This is a genomic window from Stutzerimonas sp. KH-1, assembly GCF_054483855.1.
The window spans coordinates 1,691,924-1,715,106 of record NZ_CM137011.1 but is presented as its reverse complement, the minus strand read 5'-3'; the positions used below and the strand labels follow the sequence as shown (position 1 = coordinate 1,715,106).

Annotated in this window: 18 protein-coding genes; 7 read left to right on the top strand and 11 right to left on the bottom strand. The window is 63.0% G+C overall.

The window, feature by feature from the left end; genetic code table 11:
• Window positions 1-121: 121 nt before the first annotated feature.
• A complete protein-coding gene (exaA, locus tag ACX1DW_RS08125) occupies window positions 122-1,993 on the bottom strand; it encodes a quinoprotein ethanol dehydrogenase (protein WP_267934474.1) in 1,872 nt (623 codons plus the stop codon).
• A 309-nt stretch (window positions 1,994-2,302) separates the two neighbouring features.
• On the opposite strand from exaA, the gene pedF reads away from it, so the two are divergent.
• The 4 genes from pedF to ACX1DW_RS08105 are packed head-to-tail and all read left to right on the top strand — an operon-like array spanning window position 2,303 to window position 5,434.
• A complete protein-coding gene (pedF, locus tag ACX1DW_RS08120; protein ID WP_046618948.1) occupies window positions 2,303-2,740 on the top strand; it encodes a cytochrome c-550 PedF in 438 nt (145 codons plus the stop codon).
• On the top strand, window positions 2,740-3,654 hold the full coding sequence (locus tag ACX1DW_RS08115; RefSeq protein ID WP_458993177.1) for a substrate-binding periplasmic protein: 915 nt from the start codon (window positions 2,740-2,742) through the stop codon (window positions 3,652-3,654). The genes pedF and ACX1DW_RS08115 overlap by 1 nt, the downstream gene beginning before the upstream one ends.
• Before the next feature lie 50 nt (window positions 3,655-3,704).
• Window positions 3,705-4,451 (top strand): quinoprotein dehydrogenase-associated SoxYZ-like carrier, encoded by a 747-nt coding sequence (locus ACX1DW_RS08110; RefSeq protein ID WP_063540636.1) that lies wholly within the window; start codon window positions 3,705-3,707, stop codon window positions 4,449-4,451.
• A gap of 53 nt (window positions 4,452-4,504) precedes the next feature.
• Window positions 4,505-5,434: a quinoprotein relay system zinc metallohydrolase 1 gene (locus ACX1DW_RS08105; protein WP_458993176.1), complete on the top strand. Its 930-nt coding sequence runs from the start codon at window positions 4,505-4,507 to the stop codon at window positions 5,432-5,434.
• Window positions 5,435-5,486: 52 nt separating this feature from the next.
• Here ACX1DW_RS08105 and ACX1DW_RS08100 read toward each other — a convergent pair whose 3' ends face one another.
• A complete protein-coding gene (locus ACX1DW_RS08100) occupies window positions 5,487-6,725 on the bottom strand; it encodes a substrate-binding protein (protein ID WP_458993175.1) in 1,239 nt (412 codons plus the stop codon).
• A gap of 279 nt (window positions 6,726-7,004) precedes the next feature.
• Here ACX1DW_RS08100 and ACX1DW_RS08095 point away from each other — a divergent pair, with 279 nt between their 5' ends.
• Window positions 7,005-8,780 carry a PQQ-dependent methanol/ethanol family dehydrogenase gene (locus ACX1DW_RS08095; protein WP_102840997.1) on the top strand — a complete coding sequence of 592 codons (1,776 nt, stop codon included), beginning with the start codon at window positions 7,005-7,007 and terminating at the stop codon, window positions 8,778-8,780.
• Between the two features lie 102 nt (window positions 8,781-8,882).
• Here the strand turns inward: ACX1DW_RS08095 and ACX1DW_RS08090 are convergent, their stop codons facing one another.
• Entirely contained in the window at window positions 8,883-9,752 is an 870-nt protein-coding gene (locus ACX1DW_RS08090; RefSeq protein WP_458993174.1) for a helix-turn-helix domain-containing protein, read from the bottom strand.
• A 249-nt stretch (window positions 9,753-10,001) separates the two neighbouring features.
• On the opposite strand from ACX1DW_RS08090, the gene ACX1DW_RS08085 reads away from it, so the two are divergent.
• Window positions 10,002-10,766 (top strand): SDR family NAD(P)-dependent oxidoreductase, encoded by a 765-nt coding sequence (locus ACX1DW_RS08085; protein ID WP_458993173.1) that lies wholly within the window; start codon window positions 10,002-10,004, stop codon window positions 10,764-10,766.
• A 68-nt stretch (window positions 10,767-10,834) separates the two neighbouring features.
• Here the strand turns inward: ACX1DW_RS08085 and fabI are convergent, their stop codons facing one another.
• From fabI to ACX1DW_RS08055, 6 genes are read right to left on the bottom strand one after another with little or no spacing between them, the layout of a single operon-like run.
• A complete protein-coding gene (fabI, locus tag ACX1DW_RS08080; RefSeq protein WP_458993172.1) occupies window positions 10,835-11,629 on the bottom strand; it encodes an enoyl-ACP reductase FabI in 795 nt (264 codons plus the stop codon).
• Window positions 11,610-13,271, bottom strand: coding sequence for an ABC transporter ATP-binding protein (locus ACX1DW_RS08075; protein ID WP_458993171.1), 1,662 nt, complete (start codon window positions 13,269-13,271; stop codon window positions 11,610-11,612). The genes fabI and ACX1DW_RS08075 overlap by 20 nt, the downstream gene beginning before the upstream one ends.
• A 1-nt stretch (window position 13,272) precedes the next feature.
• The gene (locus ACX1DW_RS08070; protein ID WP_011913386.1) at window positions 13,273-14,292 is read right to left on the bottom strand and encodes an ABC transporter permease; all 1,020 of its coding nucleotides are present in this window, start codon (window positions 14,290-14,292) and stop codon (window positions 13,273-13,275) included.
• A complete protein-coding gene (locus ACX1DW_RS08065; protein ID WP_063540630.1) occupies window positions 14,293-15,366 on the bottom strand; it encodes a microcin C ABC transporter permease YejB in 1,074 nt (357 codons plus the stop codon).
• 2 nt (window positions 15,367-15,368) lie between these two features.
• Window positions 15,369-17,255, bottom strand: coding sequence for an extracellular solute-binding protein (locus ACX1DW_RS08060; RefSeq protein ID WP_458993170.1), 1,887 nt, complete (start codon window positions 17,253-17,255; stop codon window positions 15,369-15,371).
• Window positions 17,252-19,081, bottom strand: a complete 1,830-nt coding sequence (locus tag ACX1DW_RS08055) for an extracellular solute-binding protein (protein ID WP_458993169.1) — start codon at window positions 19,079-19,081, stop codon at window positions 17,252-17,254. The genes ACX1DW_RS08060 and ACX1DW_RS08055 overlap by 4 nt, the downstream gene beginning before the upstream one ends.
• Before the next feature lie 138 nt (window positions 19,082-19,219).
• Here ACX1DW_RS08055 and ACX1DW_RS08050 point away from each other — a divergent pair, with 138 nt between their 5' ends.
• Window positions 19,220-20,671 carry an HDOD domain-containing protein gene (locus ACX1DW_RS08050; protein WP_458993168.1) on the top strand — a complete coding sequence of 484 codons (1,452 nt, stop codon included), beginning with the start codon at window positions 19,220-19,222 and terminating at the stop codon, window positions 20,669-20,671.
• 11 nt (window positions 20,672-20,682) lie between these two features.
• Here the strand turns inward: ACX1DW_RS08050 and ACX1DW_RS08045 are convergent, their stop codons facing one another.
• Window positions 20,683-22,245, bottom strand: a complete 1,563-nt coding sequence (locus ACX1DW_RS08045; protein ID WP_458993167.1) for a LysM peptidoglycan-binding domain-containing protein — start codon at window positions 22,243-22,245, stop codon at window positions 20,683-20,685.
• A gap of 100 nt (window positions 22,246-22,345) precedes the next feature.
• Window positions 22,346-23,125 (bottom strand): hydroxyacylglutathione hydrolase, encoded by a 780-nt coding sequence (gene gloB / locus ACX1DW_RS08040; RefSeq protein ID WP_133457258.1) that lies wholly within the window; start codon window positions 23,123-23,125, stop codon window positions 22,346-22,348.
• Between the last annotated feature and the right edge of the window lie 58 nt (window positions 23,126-23,183).

Genomic DNA, 23,183 nt, shown 5'->3' with positions numbered 1-23,183 from the left:
GGCGTTCCTGGGCCTGTCGACGAGAGCGCCAACCCGCAGCCGACCAGGCCAGGCGCGCCGCGCGAACCGCTGTATCTTCAGAACATGAGGCGTGCCCGCGCGATGGCGGGCACGGCTCGACTCATCGCTTGGCGGTCTTCTTCTCCCATTCCGGCAGTTTGAATACCCAGAACGAACCACCCTGAGCGACCGGCTTGGTCAGTACGGCCATGTCGCCGCCCCACAGCGGCACGGCACCGCCGTAACCGACCGTCACGCCGATGTACTGCTCGCCGTCCTGTTCCCAGGTGATCGGCGGGGAAATCACGCCGCTGCCGGTCTGGAATTTCCACAGCTCGTCACCGGTCTTCGCGTTGAAGGCCTTGAAGTAGCCGTCGCTGGTGCCGGTGAAGACGAGATTGCCCTTGGTCGCCAGCACGCCAGCCCACAATGGCAGTTTCTCCTTGTGTTCCCAGGCCACCTTGCCGGTGGTCGGGTCCATGGCGCGCAGGATGCCGACGTGGTCGTCGTACATGCGCTTGATGCGGAAGCCCTGGCCGAGATAGGCGGAGCCTTTCTTGTAGCTGACTTCCTCGGTCCAGTAGTCCTCCTTCCAGTGGTTGGCCGGTACGTAGAACAGGCCGGTGTCCTGGCTGTAGGCCATGGGGTTCCAGTTCTTGCCACCGAGGAAGGGTGGGGAGACTTCGACCGACTTGCCATGCTTCTCGCCCGGCTCCGGTTTGGGTGGGCGCTGGCCCTCGTTCTCCACCGGCCGACCGGTTTTCAGGTCGATATGGCTGGCCCAGGTGATGCCGTCGACGAAGGGGAAGGCGTTCTGCAGCTTGCCGTCCTTGCGGTCGACGACATAGAAGAAGCCGTTGCGGTCGGCGTGGGCCGTGGCCTTGACGGTCTTGCCGTTCTTGTCCTTGTAGTCGAACAGCACCAGCTCGTTGTTGCCGGAGAAGTCCCAGGCATCGTTCGGGGTGTGCTGGTAGAACCACTTCACCTCGCCGGTGCTCGGATCGACGCCGACCTGCCCGGAGGTGTAGAGGCTGTCGTAGTCCTTCGGGTCGCCGCCATCGCTGGTGCGCTCCCAGCCGTTCCACGGGGCGGGGTTGCCGGCGCCGACGATGATGGTGTTGGTTTCCGGATCGAAGCTCGCACTCTGCCATGGCGCGCCGCCGCCCTGACTCCAGGCTTCCTTCTTGCCGGTCGGGTGGTTGGGATCGTCCGGCCAGGACGGCGCCTTGATGTCGCCGGTCGGCGTGCTGTCCTTGCCGTTGAGACGGCCCATGTGGCCCTCGACGAAGGGGCGCATCCAGACTTCTTCGCCGGTATCCGGGTCGCGGGCGAACAGCTTGCCGACGACGCCGAATTCGTCACCGGAGCTGCCGTGCACCAGCAGCACCTTGCCGGTCTTGGCATCTTTGACCAGCGTCGGTGCGCCGGTCATGGTGTAGCCGGCGCCGTGATCGCCGAACTTCTTGTTCCAGACGACCTTGCCGGTGTCCTTGTTCAGCGCCACGACACGGGCGTCGAGGGTGCCGAAGTAGATCTTGTCGCCATAGATGGCCGCGCCGCGGTTGACCACGTCGCAGCACGGGCGGATGTCGTCGGGCAGGCGATGGGAGTAGCTCCACAGGCGCTTGCCGGTCTTGGCATCGAGGGCGAAGACGCGCGAGTAGGAGCCGGTCACGTAGATCACGCCGTCATGGACGATGGCCTGGGATTCCTGGCCGCGCTGCTTCTCGTCGCCGAAGGAGAACGACCAAGCCGGGGTCAGCTTGAATACGTTGCTCTCGTTGACCTGCGCCAGGGGGCTCCAGCGCTGTGCATTGGTGCCCATGCCGTACTGCAGGACGTTCTCGGTGGACAGATGATCCTTGGCGATGTCTTCCCAGCTGACCGGCTTGGCCTGGGCGGCAGCGGCCAGCGCCAGGCTGCCAGCCAGTGTCAGGCATTGCACAGCGAGGGCGAGCGGACGGGGTGTGCCGGGGTGCGATCTTGTTGTCATGGTTGCGATTCCCTTGGTCGATTCGAACGAGGCCGCCGCATCCGGCTGGCCTGGCGATTCGATTATTGGAAGCGCGCTACGGGTGCGGACACGGAAAACGTCCCGCGAATGCCGGGAATACTTCCCAAGCCCCACTGATTTGGCCTTGCTACCAGTGGAGTGCCGAAGGTGGTAGTAAAACCTAGTACCAAGGGAGGAGATGCAGGCACCCAAAGCAGGATTCTGCCAATCCGTCCTCGCCGCCAACATGACCACCATGCGCTCCGATGGGGCTGCCTTGCACAGGTTCTCGAATAGAGGGTGGTAGTCATGAATAACAAGATCTTTTTGCGCTCACTGCTGGCAGCGGGTGTTCTCGGTATGTCCGGCCTGGTTCTGGCGCATGGTGACGTGACGCCGCAGGCGGTCAACACCAAGGGCCTGCCGGATCTCGGTGAAGAATGGCTGGACGAGAACCCCTATCGTGCGCCCAGCGAGCACCACGACCTGGCCGTGGAAATCGGTTCTTCCGCCTACAACCAGAACTGCGCACGTTGCCACGGTCTGGAAGCCATTTCTGGCGGTATCGCGCCCGATCTGCGTGAGCTTGAAGCCAGCTACGACGGCGACGAGTGGTACAAGGAGCGCGTGATCAATGGCGCGGTCCGTGACGGTGCCGTGTACATGCCGCGTATGGCCGACACCCTCAGCCAGGAAGCGCTGTGGGCGATTCGCACCTATATTGAAAGCGAAGCGGCCAAGCAGTGATGAACGCCGTCCGGCTGGTTCTGTCGCTGTGGCTGGTTCTGTGCTGCGCACTGGCGCAGGCGGACGTGGTCAAGGTACGCGCCTTCGATGACATCATCGAATCCGGCGTGCTCAAGGTGGCGATGTACGAGAACTTCCCGCCGTACAGCTACCAGCAGGATGGCCAGCCACGCGGTGTCGATGTGGAGCTGGCGCGCAAGCTCGCCGAAGGGCTGGGCCTGAAGCTGGAAGTGCTGTGGGTGACGCCGGACGAAACCCTCGACGACGACCTGCGCAACTTCATCTGGAAGGGCCACTACCTGCGGCCTGGCGTGCTGGCTGACGTGATGCTGCGTGTGCCGTACGACCGCGAGTTCGCCTACAAGCGCAACGAGCTGGGTGAAATGATCAACGAGCTGGTGGTGATGTTCGCGCCCTATCAGCGCGAGCGCTGGCAGACCGCATATGACGATCGCCGGATCGACGAGGTGCCGAGCGTGGCGGTCTTTCAATACCACCCGATTGGCGTCGAAGTGGACAGCGTGCCCTCGTTCTACCTGTCTTCGGTATTCGAGGGCCGGCTGGCGAAGCACACCCATCATTACCCGAGCATCCGCGAGGCGTTCGCTGCGCTTCAGGACGGCGAGGTGGATGCGGCCATGGCCATGCGCGCGGAGATCGAGTGGCTACTCGACCAGGCCGACGACGAGCACCTGAAGCTCGCCGAGAACGCTTACCCGAACATGGGCAAGCAGGTATGGGATCTCGGCATGGCGGTGCATGAATCCAACCGCCAGCTGGCCTATGCGCTGGAAGGGGTGCTGGAGCCGCTGATTCTTGAAGGCGAGCTGGAAAAACTCTACGCCAGCTACGGCTTGAGCTACGAGTTGCCCGGGTTGTATCAGGATGTGGAGAGCGACGTGGCCGGGCGCTGACCGGTTGCGCCATGCCGATCCCGCTGCGGATCGCCGTTCGAGGAGTCGACATGAGCGTCCGAATCTTGCTGCTGATGATGGTCCTTCACGCCTCGGGCGCCCTGGCGGCCGAGGCCGACCCACTGCAGTCGGTGATGTGGGAGTACCACCACAAGGGCTTGCTCAACAGCGAGCCCTACGTGTTCGACGAGCGCGTAAAGGTCCAGGTACCGCCATTCGCCGAGGATTCGCGGCAGGTGCCGGTGCACATCGATGCCAGGGCCCTCGGTGACGAGGTGGTGCGTATCGAGGCCTGGGCCGACCTCAATCCCATCCCACGGATTTTTACCTTCACGCCTGGCGAGCAGGTCGTGCCGCTGGTCGCCATCCGCATACGTGTGGAACAGGCGACACCGATCCGCGCGGCGGTGCTGACCCGTGACGGTGTCTGGCACATCGGCTCGGCCAAGGTCGATGCTGCCGGTGGCGGCTGTACGGCGCCGAGCGTGGTGCGTGCCCAGCCAGGCTGGGAAGACCGCCTCGGTGAGGTCATCGGTGGGCGCTTCGCCCGCGGCGATTTCAGTCGTTTGCGCCTGCAGGTCTCCCATCCGATGGATAACGGCCTGGTCGGCGGCATTCCCGAGTTCTTTCTCAACCAGGCTGAGCTGCGCGATGCCGACGGTCAGGTCCTGGCGGAGCTGGAACTGTATCCGGCGGTCGCCGAAAACCCGAGTCTGAGCCTGGAAGTGAAGGGCGCGCAGGACACTCGCCTGTGGCTGCGTGACAACAACGGCAACGAGTTCGAAGCCGCGCTCTGAGCTGACCAGCCCGCGTTTTCTCCGAGAGCCAGCAACCAAGCCAAGGAGGCGTCATGCGCCTGTTGCTTCTGATGTTCGCGTTCTGTCTGACCCTGCCCGCACACGCCGAGCTGCGTTACACCCTGCAGCCGCGGCAGATCGCCGATGATGTGTGGCTGCTGGAAGGCTCGACGGACAACTTCGACAAGGCCAACGGCGGCAATATCGTCAACACCGGCTTCATCGTCACCGACGCCGGTGTGGTGGTGATCGACAGCGGCCCGTCGCGGCGTTACGGCGAGGCGATGCGCGCGGCCATCGCGAGCGTTACCGATCGCCCGGTCATCAAGCTGTTGCTGACGCATCATCATCCTGATCACGTCCTCGGCAACCAGGCATTTACCGATGTGCCCATCGCCGCGCTCGCCGGCACGACCGAGCTGTTGCGCGAGCAGGGCAACGCCATGGCCGAGAACATGTACCGCCTGGTTGGTGACTGGATGCGCGGTACCGAGGTGGTGTTGCCGACCGAGACTCTGGCACCCGGCACGCTGGATATCGGAGGTCGCTCCCTGCGTCTGCTCGCTCTGCGCGGTCACACCGGTGCCGATCTGGCCATTCTCGACGAACGCAGCGGCGTGCTCTTCGCCGGTGACATCCTGTTCTACCAGCGCGCGCTGACCACGCCGAACAGTCCTGGCCTGGATGTCTGGCTGGAAGATCTGGATACGCTCGAGGCGTTGCCCTGGAAGCGCCTGGTCGCTGGCCACGGCCCTGTCGCCGATGATGCCGCGCCGTTCCTGCAGATGCGCGACTACCTCGGCTGGCTGGACGGCTTGCTGCGAGAAGCCGCCAATGGCGGGGCGGACATGAACGAGGTGATCCAGAGCCCGATCCCCGAGCGCTTCGCCGGCATCAGCCTGACCCGCTATGAGCTGATCCGCAGCGTCAGTCATCTGTATCCGCGTTACGAAGCGATGGCGCTGCAGCGCGTCGACGAGTGAAGGCGTGCCCGCGGCGCGCCGGTTGATGTTCCACTCCAGACGCTGCCTTCAATCACTGCAGCTGTAGCTGATCACCGCGCTCCTGCTGCCAGTCGTCCAGGCTAGGCGCGGCTTCCTCGCCATCCATGCGATGGATGATGGTGAAGTAGTCCTGCTTGAAGCGATCCTGCATGATCTCGCTGCGATCGCGAACCTTTACCGCGTAGATGCTCTGGACGTTCTGGTGGTCGAAGTCGCGCCAGTACTGCTCGTCCTTCAACAGGCTATAGCGATGGTTCTCCAGCTCGGCGATGACGGCTTCGCTATCCAGTCGGCCGGCCCGCCCCACGGCGTCGGCCCACTGCCGGACGATGCCGTAGGCTGACGCTGCGGTGCTGCCGGGATAAGCCTGGTGCAACGCGATGTAGCGCTCGACGAACGCCTGGCCGGTTTCGCTTTTCTCTCGCTGCGGTACCCGCCAGGTCCAGGCTTCGGTGCCGATCACGTTTTCCATCACCAGCGGTCCGGCCTGCTCGACGATGCTCTGGGTGAGGTTGGGCACGATGATCTGCATGCGCTTGCCCAGTTCCAGGGTGTGCGCCAGGCGCATGGTCTGTACCAGATCCTGGCCGAGCAGGACGATCACCAGCACATCCGCGTCGCTGGCGGCAGCCTTCTGCAACGCGCTCAGGTAGTCGTCGCGACGGGCACCTCGTGCGGCGATCTTCGAGTAGCCGTGGCGTGCGCGGTCGCGGCTCTTGGTCGCTTCACGCAGGGCCTGCTCCATGCTGTGGCCCCAGGCATCGTCGAGGCTGATGTAGTGGTAGCGGCGATTGGGCATGTGCCAGCTCAGGTATTCGCCGAGTACCCGGGCGCTCATCCAGGCACTGTTGGACTCGCGGAACAGGTGGCGATGGCCGTCCCGCCCGGTGATCTCGTTCGCGTAGCCGAGGGTGGGGAAGTACAGCAGTCCAAGTTCGCGGGCGCGCTGGCCGGCGCTCAGCGCCTCTTCGCTGTTAGCGCCGCCGAAGATCATCGCTGCGCCCTGTTTGGCGAAACGGTCGACGTTGGCACGCGCCTTTTCCGCGCGAGCCGCCGAATTCAGGCTGACCAGCTCCAGACGCCGGCCCAGCAAGCCGCCATCCTGGTTGATCTGGTCGACGGCGAGCAGGGCGCCACGGCGCAGCTCCAGACCTTCTGACTTGTAGTTGCCGGTGCTCGGGTAGTTGAGACCCAGGCGGATCGGTTCGGACGCGTGGGCGCTTTGCAAGGTGAAGACGATGAGGGCGATGACCAATTTCGGGCGAAGCATGGCTCTTATCCTTCTGAGCGAGGGGACGTCCGTTGTAGGGCGTGGGGTGGGCTCAGCGGAATAGTCTTTTCCGGCCATATGGGTGCGACTTTCGGTGCCGCCCGGCATTGACGGCGGGCCGAATCGCGCGTCTTTCGTGGCCTGCGGAGGCGTATTGCTACCAAGGGAGGAGGAAAATCGGTACTGCGGGCAATTGTTGGCGAGGCGGTGCAAACCAAGAATCACCCACAGACCGGGAAAATTTCCCGGCATAACAATGAACCCGCAGAGGTAGCCGCAATGAAGCACACCGGTCTTCGCAAGCCCTTCGCCGTGACGGCGCTATGCGCCGCGGTGGCGATGTCCAGCCTGCACGCCTGGGCCGTAACCGACCAGGAAATCCTCAACGACGCCAAATCCACCGATCAGATCGTCACCAACGGTCTGGGTTTGCAGGGCCAGCGCTATAGCACGCTGGACACGTTGAACACCAATAACATCAATCAGTTGCGACCGGTTTGGGGCTTCTCTCTCGGCGGTGAAAAGCAGCGCGGTCAGGAAGCGCAGCCGCTGATCAAGGACGGCGTGATGTACATCACCGGTTCCTACTCGCGCGTGTACGCACTGGATGCCCGGACCGGCAAGGAACTGTGGCAGTACGACGCCCGCCTGCCCGACGGCATCATGCCGTGCTGTGACGTGATCAACCGCGGTGTGGCGCTGTATGGCGACCTGGTGATCTTCGGCACGCTGGACGCCAAGTTGGTCGCCCTGAACAAGGACACCGGCAAGGTGGTCTGGAAGAAGACCGTCGCCGACTACAAGGCTGGCTACTCGCTGACCGCCGCACCGCTGGTGGTGAACGGCAAGCTGATCACCGGCGTTTCCGGTGGTGAGTTCGGCGTGGTCGGCAAGATCGAGGCCTACGACGCGAAGAATGGCGAGCTGCTGTGGACCCGTCCGACCGTGGAAGGCCACATGGGTTACGTCTGGAAGGACGGCAAGAAGGTCGAGGCTGGCATCTCCGGTGGCGAAGCGGGCAAGACCTGGCCGGGCGACCTGTGGAAGACCGGCGGTGCAGCTCCGTGGCTGGGCGGCTACTACGATCCGGACACCGACTCGCTGCTGTTCGGTACCGGTAACCCGGCGCCGTGGAACTCGCACCTGCGCCCTGGCGACAACCTGTATTCGTCCTCGCGTCTGGCTCTGGACCCGAACGACGGCTCGATCAAATGGCACTTCCAGTCCACCCCGCATGACGGTTGGGACTTCGACGGCGTCAACGAGCTGATCTCCTTCGACTACAAGGAAGGCGGCAAGACTATCAAGGCTGCCGGCACGGCCGACCGCAACGGCTTCTTCTATGTGCTCGACCGCACCAACGGCAAGTTCATCCGTGGTTTCCCGTTTGTCGACAAGATCACCTGGGCCAAGGGCCTGGACAAGAACGGCCGTCCGCTCTACGACGAAACCCACCGCCCGGGCAATCCTGCCGACGCGGACAAGGGAAAGTCGGTGTTCGTCGCACCGTCCTTCCTGGGTGGCAAGAACTGGATGCCCATGGCCTACAGCCAGGACACCGGCCTGTTCTACGTGCCGTCCAACGAGTGGGGCATGGACATCTGGAACGAAGGCGTAGCCTACAAGAAGGGCGCCGCCTACCTGGGTGCCGGCTTCACTATCAAGCCGCTGAACGAAGACTTCATCGGTGTGCTGCGCGCCATCGATCCGAAGACCGGCAAGGAAGTGTGGCGCTACAACAACTACGCTCCGCTGTGGGGCGGCGTACTGGCGACCAAGGGCAACCTGGTGTTCACCGGCAACCCCGAGGGCTACCTGATGGCTTTCGATGCCAAGACCGGCAAGAAAGTCTACGAGTTCAACACCGGCTCGGGCGTAATCGGTTCTCCGGTCACTTGGGAAATGGATGGCGAGCAGTACGTCTCCGTTCTCTCCGGTTGGGGTGGTGCGGTACCGCTGTGGGGCGGCGAGGTCGCCAAGCGCGTGAAGGACTTCAACCAGGGCGGTATGGTCTGGACCTTCAAGCTGCCGAAGGATCTGGTCGCCAAGCGCTGATCAGCCTGCGTTACGCAAACCCGGCGGTCGTCGGGTTTGCCAGAACAGAACCCCGGTCGTCATGGTCGGGGTTTTGTCGTTCTGGCGCCAGGCAAAGGCAGTTCATGCCTGGCGATAGGCGCTGGGCGTGACGCCCACCTCGCGGCGGAACACCTGGGAGAAGTGGCTCGGGCTCGAATAGCCTACTTCCAGCCCGATATCGATGACGCTGCGCTGCGTTTCGATCAGCAGCCGACGCGCCCGCGCCATGCGCAGGCCGATGAAATACTGCGACGGCGAAAGCCCGGTCGCGCGCTTGAACATCCGGCTGAAGTGGTACTCGCTCAGCTCGGCGGCTCGGGCCAGCTGTGCAAGGCTGAAATCGTCGGCCAGCTGCGCATCCATCGCCTCGATGACCCGGCGCAGCTTGTAAGCCGGCAAGGCGTTGCTGCGGCGGACGACCTCTTGCCGATCCCGATAGTGACGCACGAGATGCACGGCAAGTGCCTGGGCCAGGCCGCGAACGTATAGCAGGCTGGGGTGGCGCTGGTCGATCAGCTCGTGGTGCAGCTTCTCCATCAACCAGCGAACCGTGTCGTCCTGAGCGCCGGAGACATCCCGCAAGGCAACCGCTGTGCTCTGCGACCCGAGCAGTTCCCGGGCGGCCTGGTCGATGAGCGGCAGGCCGAGATACAGGTGCATCACCTCGAAGCGCTCACCTTCCAGCGTCTGCCAGCGCATCTCGTAGGGCTCGTGGGTATCGGTCAGGAAGAAATCGCCGGCCCTGACGGTGGCCGCGCTCCATTGCCCAGCCAGTGCACGTTCCTCGACTCGTGCCGCACCGGCCAGTACCAGCACCAGCAGCGGCTCCAACACTGCCGGTACCTGTATCGGCTCGACGATCGTGCGATGGCTGAACAGCTGCACCACCACGTCCTGCATCGGCGGCTGCTGTGTGGTCACTCGCGCTTCACAAGGCAGGTAATCGCTCATCGACTGCGGACTGGTTTGCCCCGTATGGGGCCGTGGCGGGGCTTGTGATGGCCGCGGCATGGTTTGCTCCTGGCAGACATTCGAAAGCGCTCAGCGCCGAAGGTTAGCGCAGACCCTGCGCCTCGGCAGATCCCTGCTGCGCGCAAAACCGCGACAGCCAGCGTAAGCGTGCGAAAGCCCGGCCTGCTGCGATGGGCGACAGTTAGCCCATCGCGCCTCGTGGCGCAGCCCAAAAGAGAGAAGAGCACCATGACTGATTCGAATCACACCGTCGTTCAGGAAGTTGCAGGCAAGGTCGCGCTGGTCACCGGCGCCGCCAGCGGCATCGGCAGGGCGATCGCCTTGTTGCTGCACGATCGGGGCGCCAAGGTCATCGCCGAAGACATCAACCCGGCGATCGAGGAGCTCGCTCGGCCGGGGCTGGTGCCGCTGCAGGCGGATATCACCGAAGATGGCGCCGCCGAGCGTGCTGTCGCGCTGGCTATCGAGCATTTCGGCCGGCTCGACATCCTGGTCAACAACGCCGGGATCATCATCAACAAGCAGGTGGTAGACATGACCCGCGAGGACTGGGAGCGCATTCAGGCGGTCAACGCTACGGCGGCGTTCCTGCATTGCCGCGAAGCGGTCAAGGCGATGATGCCCAACCGCTCGGGGGCGATCGTCAACATCGCGTCTTACGCGTCCTACTTTGCCTTTCCGACCATTGCCGCCTATACGGCATCCAAAGGCGCGCTGGCGCAGCTGACCCGCACCCTGGCGCTGGAGGCGATCGAGCATCGCATTCGTGTCAACGCCATCGGCGTCGGCGATGTGGTGACCAACATCCTCAACGACGTGGTCGAGGACGGCCCGGGCTTTCTTGCTCAGCATGGCGAAGCCGCACCCATCGGGCGCGCGGCGCAACCGGAGGAGATCGCCGAGATCGTCGCCTTTCTCGCCTCGGAGCGGGCCAGCTTCGTGGTGGGTTCGGTGGTCATGGCCGATGGCGGCATGACGGTTACGGCCGGCTGAGCCCGCTGCGCAGAAACACGAACCCCGCCAGCAGGCGGGGTTCGGTGCTTTTGTAGACGGGCGCGGGATCAGTCTTCCAGCGAGCCCATCGCGGTGGTGTTGAAGCCGCCGTCGACGTAGAGGATCTCACCGCTGATGCCGGAAGCCAGGTCCGAGCAGAGGAAGGCACCGGCGTTGCCGACTTCGTCGATGGTGACGTTGCGGCGCAGCGGGGTCTGCTTCTCGTTGGCAGCGAGCATCTTGCGGAAGCTGGCGATGCCGGAGGCGGCGAGGGTACGGATCGGACCGGCGGAGATGCAGTTGACGCGGGTGCCTTCCGGGCCGAGGCTGCCGGCCAGGTAGCGAACACCGGCTTCCAGACTGGCCTTGGCCATGCCCATGACGTTGTAGTTCGGCATGGTGCGCTCGGCGCCCAGGTAGGAGAGGGTCAGCAGGCTGCCGTTGCGGCCCTTCATCATTTCGCGACCGGCCTTGGCCAGGGCGACGAAGCTGTAGGCGCTGATGTCGTGGGCGATCTTGAAGCCTTCACGGGTGGTGACTTCGGTGAAGTCGCCGTTGAGCTGGTCGCCGGGAGCGAAGCCGACCGAATGCACGATGCAATCCAGGCCGTCCCACTTCTTGCCCAGTTCCTCGAACACGCGGGCGATGTCTTCGTCATTGGCGACGTCGCAGGGGAAGCACAGCTCCGGGCCCGAGCCCCAGCCGGCGGCGAATTCCTCGACGCGGCCCTTGAGCTTGTCGTTCTGGTAGGTGAAAGCCAGTTCTGCACCTTCGCGATGCATGGCGGCGGCGATGCCCGAGGCAATCGACAGTTTGCTGGCAACGCCGACGATCAGTATGCGCTTACCGGTGAGAAAACCCATGTGCTTGTCCCTCTTCTGGTTGTTCGGCAGCGCCGGGTGCCATGAAGGCGGATTCCAGCAGCTGCTGTGTATACGGATGTTGCGGCGCCGCGAATATCTCGGCAGCCGTACCCTGTTCCACCACCTGGCCCTGCTTGACCACCATCATCTGGTGGCTGAGTGCCCTGACCACCGCCAGGTCATGGCTGATGAACAGGTAGGTCAGGTTGTACTTGGTCTGCAACGAGCGCAGAAGCTCCACCACCTGGCGCTGGACCGTGCGATCGAGAGCCGAGGTCGGCTCGTCGAGCAGTATCAGCGCCGGTTTCAACACCAGAGCCCGGGCAATGGCAATGCGTTGCCGTTGTCCGCCGGAAAACTCGTGGGGATAGCGATGCCGGGTTTCCGGATCGAGACCAACCTCCACGAGCGCGTCAATGATTGCCTGTTCCTGCTCCTGCGCATTGCCCATGTGGTGAATGCGCAGCCCTTCGCCGATGATCTGCCCGACCGACATCCGCGGGCTCAGGCTCCCATACGGGTCCTGGAAGACCACCTGCATCTGCCGGCGCAACGGCCGCACGGCGCCCTGTGACATGCCCTGCAGCTGCTGACTCTGGAAGCGGATCTCGCCGCGACTGGCCAACAGACGAAGGATAGCCAACCCCAGGGTCGACTTGCCTGAGCCGCTTTCGCCGACGATCCCCAGCGTCTGCCCCTTGGGCAGGCTGAAGTTCACACCGTCGACCGCCTTGACGTGATCGACGGTGCGCCGCAGCAGGCCCTTCTTGATCGGGAACCAGACGCGCAGATCCTCGACCTCCAGCAGCGGTGCCGCCTGCTCGACCTCCACCGGCCCACCGCTGGGCTCGGCCGCGAGCAATTCCTGGGTGTACGGATGCTTGGGTGAACGGAACAGTTCTTCACACAACGCCTGTTCGACGACACGACCGCGCTGCATGACACATACGCGATGGGCGACCCGCCGAACCAGGTTGAGGTCGTGGCTGATCAGCAGCAACGCCATGCCCAGCCGCGCCTGCAGTTCCTTGAGCAGTTCGAGGATCTTCAGCTGCACGGTGACGTCCAGCGCCGTGGTTGGTTCATCGGCGATCAGCAGCTCCGGCTCGTTGGCCAGGGCCATGGCGATCATCACGCGCTGGCGCTGGCCGCCGGACAGTTCGTGCGGGTAGGCGCGGATGCGCTTGCGCGGTTCCGGTATGCCCACCAGCTCGAGCAATTCCAGCGTGCGGGCACTGGCGGCCTTGCCACGCAGGCCCTTGTGGATCTCCAGTACCTCGTTGATCTGCTTGCCCACGGTATGCAGCGGGTTGAGCGAAGTCATGGGTTCCTGGAAGACCATGGCGATACGGTTGCCACGGATCTTGCGCATCGCCTTCTCGTCGGCCTTGATCAGGTCCTGTCCGTGGAAATGAATCTGCCCCTGCGGGTGGCGGGCCAGCGGGTACGGCAGCAGGCGCAGGATGGAATGGGCGGTGACCGACTTGCCCGAGCCGCTTTCGCCCACCAGGGCCAGGGTTTCGCCCTTGCGGATGTCGAAGGAGACGCCTTCTACCACGCGCTGGACCTGATCGCCGGTGACGAACTCGACGGCCAGGTTGCGGACCTCGACCAGGTTCTCGCCAATCGAAACTTCGGACATCTTATTTCCTTGGGTCGAAGGCATCGCGCGCCGCCTCCCCGATGAACACCAACAGGGTCAGCATGATCGCCAGCACCATGAAGGCGCTGATGCCGAGCCAGGGCGCCTGCAGGTTGGCCTTGCCCTGGGCGACCAGCTCGCCCAGCGACGGCGAGCCTGCCGGCAGGCCGAAACCGAGGAAGTCCAGTGCGGTGAGGGTTCCGATGGCGCCGGTGAGAATGAATGGCATGAAGGTCATGGTGGAGACCATGGCGTTGGGCAGGATGTGGCGGAACATGATCGCGCCGTTCTGCATGCCCAGCGCGCGAGCGGCGCGCACGTACTCCAGGTTGCGTCCGCGCAGGAATTCGGCACGCACGACGTCCACCAGACTCATCCAGGAGAACAGCAGCATGATGCCCAGCAGCCACCAGAAGTTGGGCTGCACGAAGCTCGCCAGAATGATCAGCAGGTAGAGCACCGGCAGGCCCGACCAGATCTCCAACAGGCGTTGCCCGACCAGGTCCACCCAGCCGCCATAGAAGCCCTGCAGCGCCCCGGCGATCACACCGATCACGGAGCTGATCAGGGTCAGCGTGATGGCGAACAGCACCGAAATGCGGAAACCGTAGATCACCCGGGCGAGCACATCGCGGCCCTGATCATCGGTGCCCAGCCAGTTCTCCAGCGAAGGCGGCGCGGGCGCCGGCACCTGCAGTTCGTAGTTGATGCTCGAATAGTTGAAGGGGATGACCGGCCAGATCATCCAGCCATCTTTCTCGGCGATCAGTTCCTGGATGTACGGGCTCTTGTAGTTCGCCTGCAGCGGAAACTCGCCGCCGAAGGCCGTTTCCGGATAACGCTTGAACACCGGGAAGAACCATTCGCCGTCGTAGCGCACCACGATCGGCTTGTCGTTGGCGATGATCTCCGCGCCCAGGCTGAGCACGAACAGCGCAAGGAAGATCCACAGTGACCACCAGCCACGCTTGTGCGCCTTGAACAGGGCCAGCCGGCGCTGATTGAGGGGGGACAACTGCATTCAGGCCTCCCTGCTTTCGAAATCGATGCGCGGGTCGACCAGGGTGTAAGTCAGGTCGCCAATCAGCTTCACCACCAGGCCGAGCAGGGTGAAGAGGAAGAGGGTACCGAACACCACCGGATAGTCGCGGTTGATCGCCGCCTCGAAGCTGAGCAGGCCGAGTCCGTCGAGGGAGAAGATCACCTCGATCAGCAGCGAGCCGGTGAAGAACATACCAATGAAGGCGGCCGGAAAACCGGCGATGATGATCAGCATGGCATTGCGGAACACGTGGCCGTAGAGCACGCGATTCTTGCTCAGACCCTTCGCTCGTGCCGTGATCACGTACTGCTTGTTGATCTCGTCGAGGAAGCTGTTCTTGGTCAGCAGCGTCAGGGTGGCGAAGTTGCCGATCACCAGAGCGGTGACGGGCAGGGCCAGGTGCCAGAAGTAGTCGATGATCTTGCCGCCCAGGGTCAGGTCGTCGAAGTTGCCCGAGGTCAGGCCGCGCAGGGGGAACCAGTTCCAGTAGCTGCCGCCAGCGAACAGCACGATAAGCAGGATGGCGAAGAGAAACGCCGGGATGGCGTAGCCGACGATGATCGCCGAGCTGGTCCAGACGTCGAACTTGCTGCCGTGACGGGTGGCCTTGGCGATCCCCAGCGGGATTGAGGCCAGGTACATGATCAGCGTGCTCCACAGGCCCAGCGAGATGGATACCGGCATCTTCTCGATGATCAGGTCGGTGACCTTGGCGTCGCGGAAGAAGCTCTCGCCGAAGTCCAGCCGCAGGTAGTTGCTGAGCATGATCCAGAAGCGCTCGGCCGGCGGCTTGTCGAAGCCGTAGAGTCGTTCGATCTCGGCGATCAGCTCGGGGTCCAGGCCCTGCGCGCCGCGATAGCTGGTGCCACCCACCGCAACCTCCGAACCGCCACCGGCGATACGGCTGGTGGCGCCCTCGAAGCCCTCCAGCTTGGCGATTGCCTGTTCCACTGGGCCACCGGGCGCCGCCTGGATGATGATGAAGTTGATCAGCAGGATGCCGAACAACGTGGGGATGATCAGCAGCAATCGGCGAACAATGTAAGCCAGCATGCTTAGCGCTCCGCCTCGCCGTTATCGACTGGCGTGCTCGCACCAGCTTCCGCGGCTTTCTTCGCTTCCACCGGATCGGCGACCGGAGCCTTCGCATCCGGTATGCGCCACCAGGTCATCAGGCCGATGTCCTGTTCTGGCGTTACCTGCGGATGCGCCAGGTGGTTCCAGTAGGCGACGCGCCAGGTCTTGATGTGCCAGTTCGGCACCACGTAGTGACCCCAGAGCAGCACGCGATCCAGCGCACGAGTATGGGCGACCAGTTCCTTGCGCGAGTCGGCGCCGATCAGCCCCTCGACCAGTATGTCGATGGCCGGTTCCTTCAAGCCGATGAAGTTGCGGCTGCCGGGATTGTCCGCACTCGCCGAATGCCAGAATTCACGCTGTTCGTTGCCGGGCGAGTTGGACTGACCGAAGCCACTGACGATCATGTCGTAGTCGCGCGAGCGCAGCCGGTTGATGTACTGCGAGACGTCGACTCGGCGGATCTCCAGCTCGATGCCCAGGTCGGCCAGGTTGCGCTTGTAGGGCAGTAACACGCGCTCGAACTCGGCCTGCACCAGCAGGAACTCCAGCTTCACCGGCTTGCCCTGGGCGTCCAGCATCTTGTCGTTCTCGACTTTCCAGCCCGCTTCCGTCAGCAGCCGATAGGCCTGGCGTTGCTGTTCGCGAATCACGCCGTTGCCCTGGGTTTGCGGCAGTTCGAAGGCCTTGTCGAATACCTCGTCCGGAACCTTGCCGCGAAGGGGCTCGAGAATCTTCAGTTCGTCTTCGCTCGGCAATCCGGAGGAGGCCAGTTCGGAATTGTCGAAATAGCTGCGGGTGCGGGTGTAGGCGCCGTTGAACAGCTGGCGATTAGTCCACTCGTAGTCGAATAGCAACCCAAGCGCCTCGCGCACGCGACGGTCCTGCAGCAGCGGGCGGCGGATATTGAAGATGAAACCCTGCATGCCGGTTGGGTTGTAGTTGCGGATCTCCTCCTTGAGGATGCGTCCATCCCGGACTGCATCGATGTCGTAGGCGGTGGCCCAGTTCTTCGCACTGGTTTCGAACCAGTAGTCGAAATGCCCGGCCTTGAAGGCCTGCAGTGCTACGGTGTTATCCCGGTAGTAATCGAAGTTGATGTGATCGAAGTTATAGAAACCGCGATTCACGGGTAGATCCTTGCCCCAATAGTCCTCGACGCGTTCATAGCGGATCGAGCGGCCGGCCTGGACTTTCTCGACGCGGTACGGACCGCTACCCAGAGGCGGCTCGAGGTTGCCCGAGGTGAAGTCTTTGCCTTCCCACCAGTGCTTCGGAAGGACTGGCAGCTGCCCGAGAATCATCGGCAGCTCGCGATTGCCGGCATGCTTGAAATCGAAGCGCACACGTCTCTCACTTTCCGCCGTCACTTTTTCCACATCGGCGTAATAGGCACGGTATTGCGGAGCACCCTGGCTCATCAGCGTCTCGAAGGTGAAGACGACGTCTTCTGCCTTGACTGGCTCGCCATCATGAAAGCGGGCCTGCGGGCGAAGGTGGAAGCGCACCCAGTCGTTGTTCGGGCCTTTCTCGATCTTTTCCGCCAGCAGACCGTATACGGTGAACGGCTCGTCCAGGCTGTTGGTGGTCAGGGTGTCGTAGATCAGGCCGATGTCGTCGGCCGCGACGCCCTTGTTGATGAAGGGGTTGAGTGAGTCGAAGCTGCCGAAACCGGCCTGACGCAGCGTGCCGCCCTTGGGCGCCTCGGGATTGACGTACTCGAAATGCTGAAAGTCGGCCGGGTACTTGGGCTTCTCGCCATACAGCGTCAGGGCATGGCGGGGAGCGGCCTCGGACAGGGCGGCCATGCAGAGCAGACTCAGCAGGCCGGCGCGAAACAGCGAATGGCTCACGCGATTGTTCATTTGCTCTTCTCCAGGCTCTTCAGCCACCAGGCGCGCAAACCCAGCGTATAGGGCGGCGTGGTGACATGGGCGAACCGATTGCGGTACGCCAGGCGGTGGTTACTGATGAACCAGTTCGGAATGGTGTAGTGGTTCCACAGCAGTACGCGGTCGATTGCGCGGGCGGCCGACACCTGTTCGTCGCGGGTCTGTGCGGCGAGCAGCTTGCCGATCAGATCATCGATGATCGGGTTGGCGATTCCCGCATAGTTGCGGCCGCCTTTGACGCCGACCTGGCTGGAATGGAAATAAAGGTACTGCTCGATGCCCGGACTGAGGCTCTGGGCCAGCGTCATCAGGATCATGTCGTAGTCGTAATGGTCGAGTCGTTGCTTGTACTGCGCACTGTCCACGGTGCGCAGGTTGGCCTGAACGCCAATGCGCGCCAGGTTCTCGACGTAGGGCTGGAGGATCCGTTCCAGCCGTGGGTTGACCAGCAGTATCTCGAAGCTCAGCGGTTGCCCGGCGCTGTTCAGCAGTCCGGCATCGGACAGCTTCCAGCCGGCTTCGGCAAGCAGCCCCAGGGCGCGACGCAGGGTTTCCCTCGGGATGCCACGACCATCGGTTTCTGGTAACTCGAATGGTTCGGTGAACAGCTCACCAGGGAGCTGCTTGCGGTAGGGCGAAAGTAGCAGCCATTCTCCGCCTTCAGGCTTGCCGGTGGCACTGAAGTCACTGTTGGGGTAGTAGCTTTCGCTGCGGCGGTATGCGCCGTAGAACAGCGCACGGTTGGTCCATTCGAAATCGAACATCAGACCGAGCGCCTCGCGAACGCGGCTATCGGCAAAAGTCGAACGCCGGCCGTTCATGAAAAGTGCCTGGGTCTGAGTCGGGATCTGATGTGGGATCTCTGCGCGAATGATGTCGCCACGCATCACGGCCGGGAACTGGTAACCGTTGGCCCAGTTTTTCGCCTGATGCTCGATGAAGAAGTCGAACTCGCCGACCTTGAACGCTTCGAACGCCACCACGTTGTCGCGGTAGAACTCGACATCGATGCGATTGAAGTTGTACTTGCCCCGATTGACCGGGAGCTTGGCGCCCCACCAGTTGCGCACGCGCTCGAACACCACCTGCCGCCCGGGTTGCACCTGGGTGATGCGGTAGGGGCCGCTGCCCAGCGGGGGATCGAAGGTGGTGACCTTGAAGTCGCGATTCTTCCAGTAATGCTGCGGCAGGACCGGCAGTTCACCGAGACGCATGATCAGCAATGGATTGTCTGGCTGCTCGAAGACGAAGCGGATGCGGTGCCGGTTGAGAATGTCGACGCGCTTCACCCCTTGCAGGTTGGTGCGGTAGCGCGGATGCCCGTCCTTGAGCAGCAGCCGGTAGGAGAATGCCACGTCATAGGCGGTGATCGGCTTGCCATCATGGAAGCGAGCTTCCTTGCGCAAGTTGAAAACGACCCAGCTATTGTTGTCGCTGTACTCCACCGATTCGGCGATCAGCCCGTAGCTGGACGCCGGTTCGTCGCCCGAAGGGTCGTAGACGCCGGTACCGACCATCAGCGGTTCGTTCAGCTCGCTGAAGCCGTACTGCAGGAATCCGGGGGTCGCACTTGGGCTGGTGCCCTTGAATGTATAGGGGTTCAGCGTATCGAACGTACCCGACGCCATCAGCTTGATCCTGCCGCCCTTGGGCGCGCGCGGATTCACCCAGTCGAAGTGGGTGAAATTGGCTGGGTACTTAAGAGTGCCGAACTGCGCATAACCATGGCTTTCGCTGATGGTGGCGAGGGCGGGAAAGCTCAAGGCCAGGCAGGTCAATAACAGTAGCAGGGGTCGCATCAGACGGGGGATCCGATCCTTGGCGCTTAAGGGCTTCTCGGGCCGGTACAGTAACAGCTTGTATGCGCTGGAAAAAGGCCGGCCACCTCGGGCAAACTGCCACTCATTTCCCGTACTGGCATTGTGGAGTGTGACCTCTTGGATGTACGTGCCCAGGGTCTGCAGGCGTGGATCGATCGCCTGAACCAATCCGAACTGCCGGCGCTGGCATCGGTGGTCAAGGATATCCAGCGTCTGGCCGAGCACCAGCACGCTTCGGTCCAGCAGCTTGCCGACGTTCTGCTGCGCGATGCGTCGCTGACTTCCAAGGTGCTCCGGGTCGGCAATAGCAGCTACTACAACCCCTCTCAGGAAACCATCAAGACCATCTCGCGGGCGATCGTGATGATCGGCTTCGACAATGTCCGACTGATCAGCCTGTCGGTGACGCTGATCGACAGCCTGCTGGAGAAGGCTCCGCGGGAGCAACTGCTCGAGCTGCTGGCCCGCTCCTTTCATGCGGCCGTGCAGGCGCGCAATATCGCCGGCTATGTCCTTTCGCGGCATGAGGAAGAGGTGTTCATCGCGGCGTTGCTCTATCACGTCGGTGAGCTGGCGTTCTGGGGCTGCGGCGGCGAGCAGGCCGACGAGCTCGCCGTGCAACTGAAACAGCCGGGCATCAAGCCTGAGGAAGTGGTACAGGCCATTCTCGGCACCAGCTTCCGTCAGCTCACGCTGGGGCTGGTGAAAAGCTGGAATCTGGGCGAGCTGACCAGCCTGGCTCACAGTCAGGCCGTAAGCAATGACCCGGCTGCGCGTGCGGTGGCGTTGGGGGTGAGGATCAGCGAAGCCGCACTGGATGGCTGGGAATGCGAAAAGATGCAGGCCCTGACCAGCGCGGTGGCGGAGTTCACAGGCGTGACTGAGGCCGATGCATTGCAGCAGATCCTCGCCAGTGCTGACGAAGCGGTCACGGTTGCGACCACCTTTGGCGCCAGTCGGTTGGGCCGGCTGATCCCCAGCACCGATCCGGAGCAGATCAGGCTGCAGCAGGCAGAGCGCCAGGCTGCCTTGCTGCAGCCCGATCTGCTGTTGATGCAACAGTCGCTGCAGGATCTTGGGCTGATGGCGTCGGGCGGCGGCGATGCCAGCCTGATTCTGGAGACGCTGCTCAAGGGGCTGCATCGAGGCGTTGGATTGGAGCGGGTAATGGTGGCGGTCCTGGCCGACCAGCAGACGCGTTTCAAGGTGCGTTGTGCCGTTGGAGAGGGGGCCGAAGCCTGGCTTCAGAATTTTACGCTGCCGGTCGACCAACCCGAGCAGCCGCATATATTCAGCTATGCGTTGCGACATCGGCAGTCGCTGTGGATGGGGGTGCCGGCAAGCTACAACCTGGCGGACCTGGTGACGCAGCCGCTGCGGCAATGGCTCGGCAACGGCATGTTCTTCATTGCGCCGCTGATGGCGGGAGCGCGGGAGATCGGTGTGCTGTACGGCGATTGTCGCTTGTCCGGGCGTGCGCTCAAGCATGAGCAGTTCATCGCCTTTCAGCGTTTCACCCAGCTGACCGGCCGTTGTCTGGAAGCTCTGAGCAAGCGTTCAGCGGGTTGACGGTCGGGCGCTCACCTTGGGAGGTAGAGGGTGAGCAGCTGGCCCGGACGGAGCACTTCGGTGCTTTTCGGGTTCCAGGTCTTGAGATTGGTCAGCTGCACATTGAAACGCTTGGCAATCTGATACAGCGAATCCCCCTTACGAACCTTGTAGTAAGTCGGGGCGTCAGCATTGTCCTTGCTCTTGGCGGCAGGCGCAGGCCCCTGCAGGAAGAGCGCCTGGCCTACTTTCAGCTGGCTGCCGGACAGATTGTTCCAGCGCTGCAGGTCGCGTACCGATACGCGCTGCGCCTTGGCGATATCCCAGAGGTTGTCACCGGATCTGACCCGGTAGCTGCGGGGTGTGGTGTCTGGCTGACGCGCTACCGCGTGCAGTAATTCTCTGGATGCACCGGCGTCGCTGCTGGCTGGAATGCTCAGCACCTGGCCGATACGCAGGGAGTCGCTGTTCAGGCGGTTGATGTCGCGAATGATGTTGACGGTCAGGTGATGCCGGTTGGCGATCGTTCCCAGAGTATCGCCTGGGCGGACGGTGTACTGCTTCCAGTCCACCAGTTCCTGCGGTTTCATCAACGCCAGGTTGGCTGCCAGCATCTCGGCCTTCTCCAGCGGCACCAGCAGTTGCTGCGGGCCGTCCAGCGTGATGCGGCGGGTGAAGGCGGGGTTCAGTTGGTACAGCTCGTCTTCGTCAAGGTCGGCCAGCTTGGCTACCCGCGCCAGGTCCATGCGCTGCTTGAGGGCGATGACCTCGAAGTAAGGTTCATTGGCGATCGGGTTGAGGTTGATGCCATAGGCCTCAGGCGCTTCGATCAGTTGCGACAACGCCAGCAGCTTCGGTACATAGTCGCGAGTTTCGCGTGGCAGGGGCAGGTTCCAATAATCGGTTGGCAAGCCCAGTTTCTGATTGCGCTCGATGGCGCGGCTGACCGTACCCTCGCCAGCGTTGTATGCGGCCAGGGCGAGCAGCCAGTCACCGTTGAACAGACCATGCAAATAGCTCAGGTAGCGCAACGCGGCATTCGTCGAGGCGGTAATGTCCCTGCGGCCGTCGTACCAGCTGGTCTGGCGCAAATTGAAATGACGACCGGTGGAAGGAATGAACTGCCAGAGCCCGACCGCATGGGCTGGAGAGTAGGCGAACGGATCGTACGAGCTTTCGATGATTGGCAGCAGTGCCAGCTCCAGAGGCATGTCGCGCTCTTCCAGGCGCTCGACGATGTAGTGGATATAGGGGCTGCCGCGTTCGCTGGCGATTTCGATGGAGCGGGGGCGGCTGGCGAAGAGCAGGCGCTGCTGCTCGATGCGCGGGTTGCTGTCCAGATGCTCCTGCAGTTTGTAGCCTTCGCGGATGCGCGCCCAGAGGTCCTCGTGTTCGACGATGGTGCTGGTATCGCTCAGCCAGATGGGCTCCTGTACCGCCGGTCCGCTCGCACGCCTCGACTGATCGAACGCATCATCATCGCGTGCGGAGTTGCTTTGACAGCCGGCTAGGGCTACGCAGACGGCGAGGGCCAACGCACGACCAGAGGCTGCCAAGGCGTCCGTTTCGTGGCGTTTCTTGGGAGCTGGCGGCATTGGCTGGAATCTTCCCCGGAAACAAAATTCGGGGGATTCTAGGAATGCGTCCTGATGGGGTCAAGCTGACACGCCCCGTTTCGGGAACTTGTCGACCTTGTCAGAAACGATCCTTCCACGCGCGCAAAGCGGCGAAAACCGCGACTTCGCCGTCCAGCTGGCTGCCGCTGTGCTGGATCGCCGCCTGCCGTACCGTCTCGATATCGCTGCGCAGAAACGGATTGGTCCGGCGCTCGATCTCCAGTCGACTGGGCAGGCTGAAGCAACCGGCTTCGCGCAGCTGGGTCACCTCGCTGATGCGCTTGGCGATATCCGCATTGTTCGGCTCTACCGCCTGGGCGAAACGCAGATTGCTCAGCGTGTACTCATGCGTGCAATAGATCAGCGTGTGATCGGGGGCGCTGGCCAGTCGCTTCAGCGACTCGAACATCTGCTCGGGCGTACCTTCGAACAGCCGGCCGCAACCGGCTGCGAACAGCGTATCGCCACTGAGCAGCCAGGGCTGTTCTGGATCGGCATGAAAGTAGGCAATGTGTCCAAGCGTATGTCCGGGGACGGCAATGACCTCCAGGCGCTTGCCGAGCACCTCGATGTGCTGGCCGTCACTTAGCGATTCGTCACGTGCCGGGATCTTCTCGGCGGCCGGTCCGTGAACACGTGCGCCGGTGTGTGCCTTGAGCCGTTCGACGCCGCCGACATGGTCGTGGTGGTGGTGGGTCACCAGAACGTCGCTCAGCTGCCAGCCGGGATGGGCCGACAGCCAGTCCAGCACGGGCGCGGCGTCACCAGGGTCGACCGCTACGCAGCGCCGGCTGGCGTCGTCCTGGAGCAACCAGATGTAGTTGTCGGTGAAGGCGGGCAGGGCTTCGATCTTGAACATGGATGGGTCGCCAAGCGGATCACAAAGGCGCATCCTAGGACCTGTTCCCGCCGAGTCG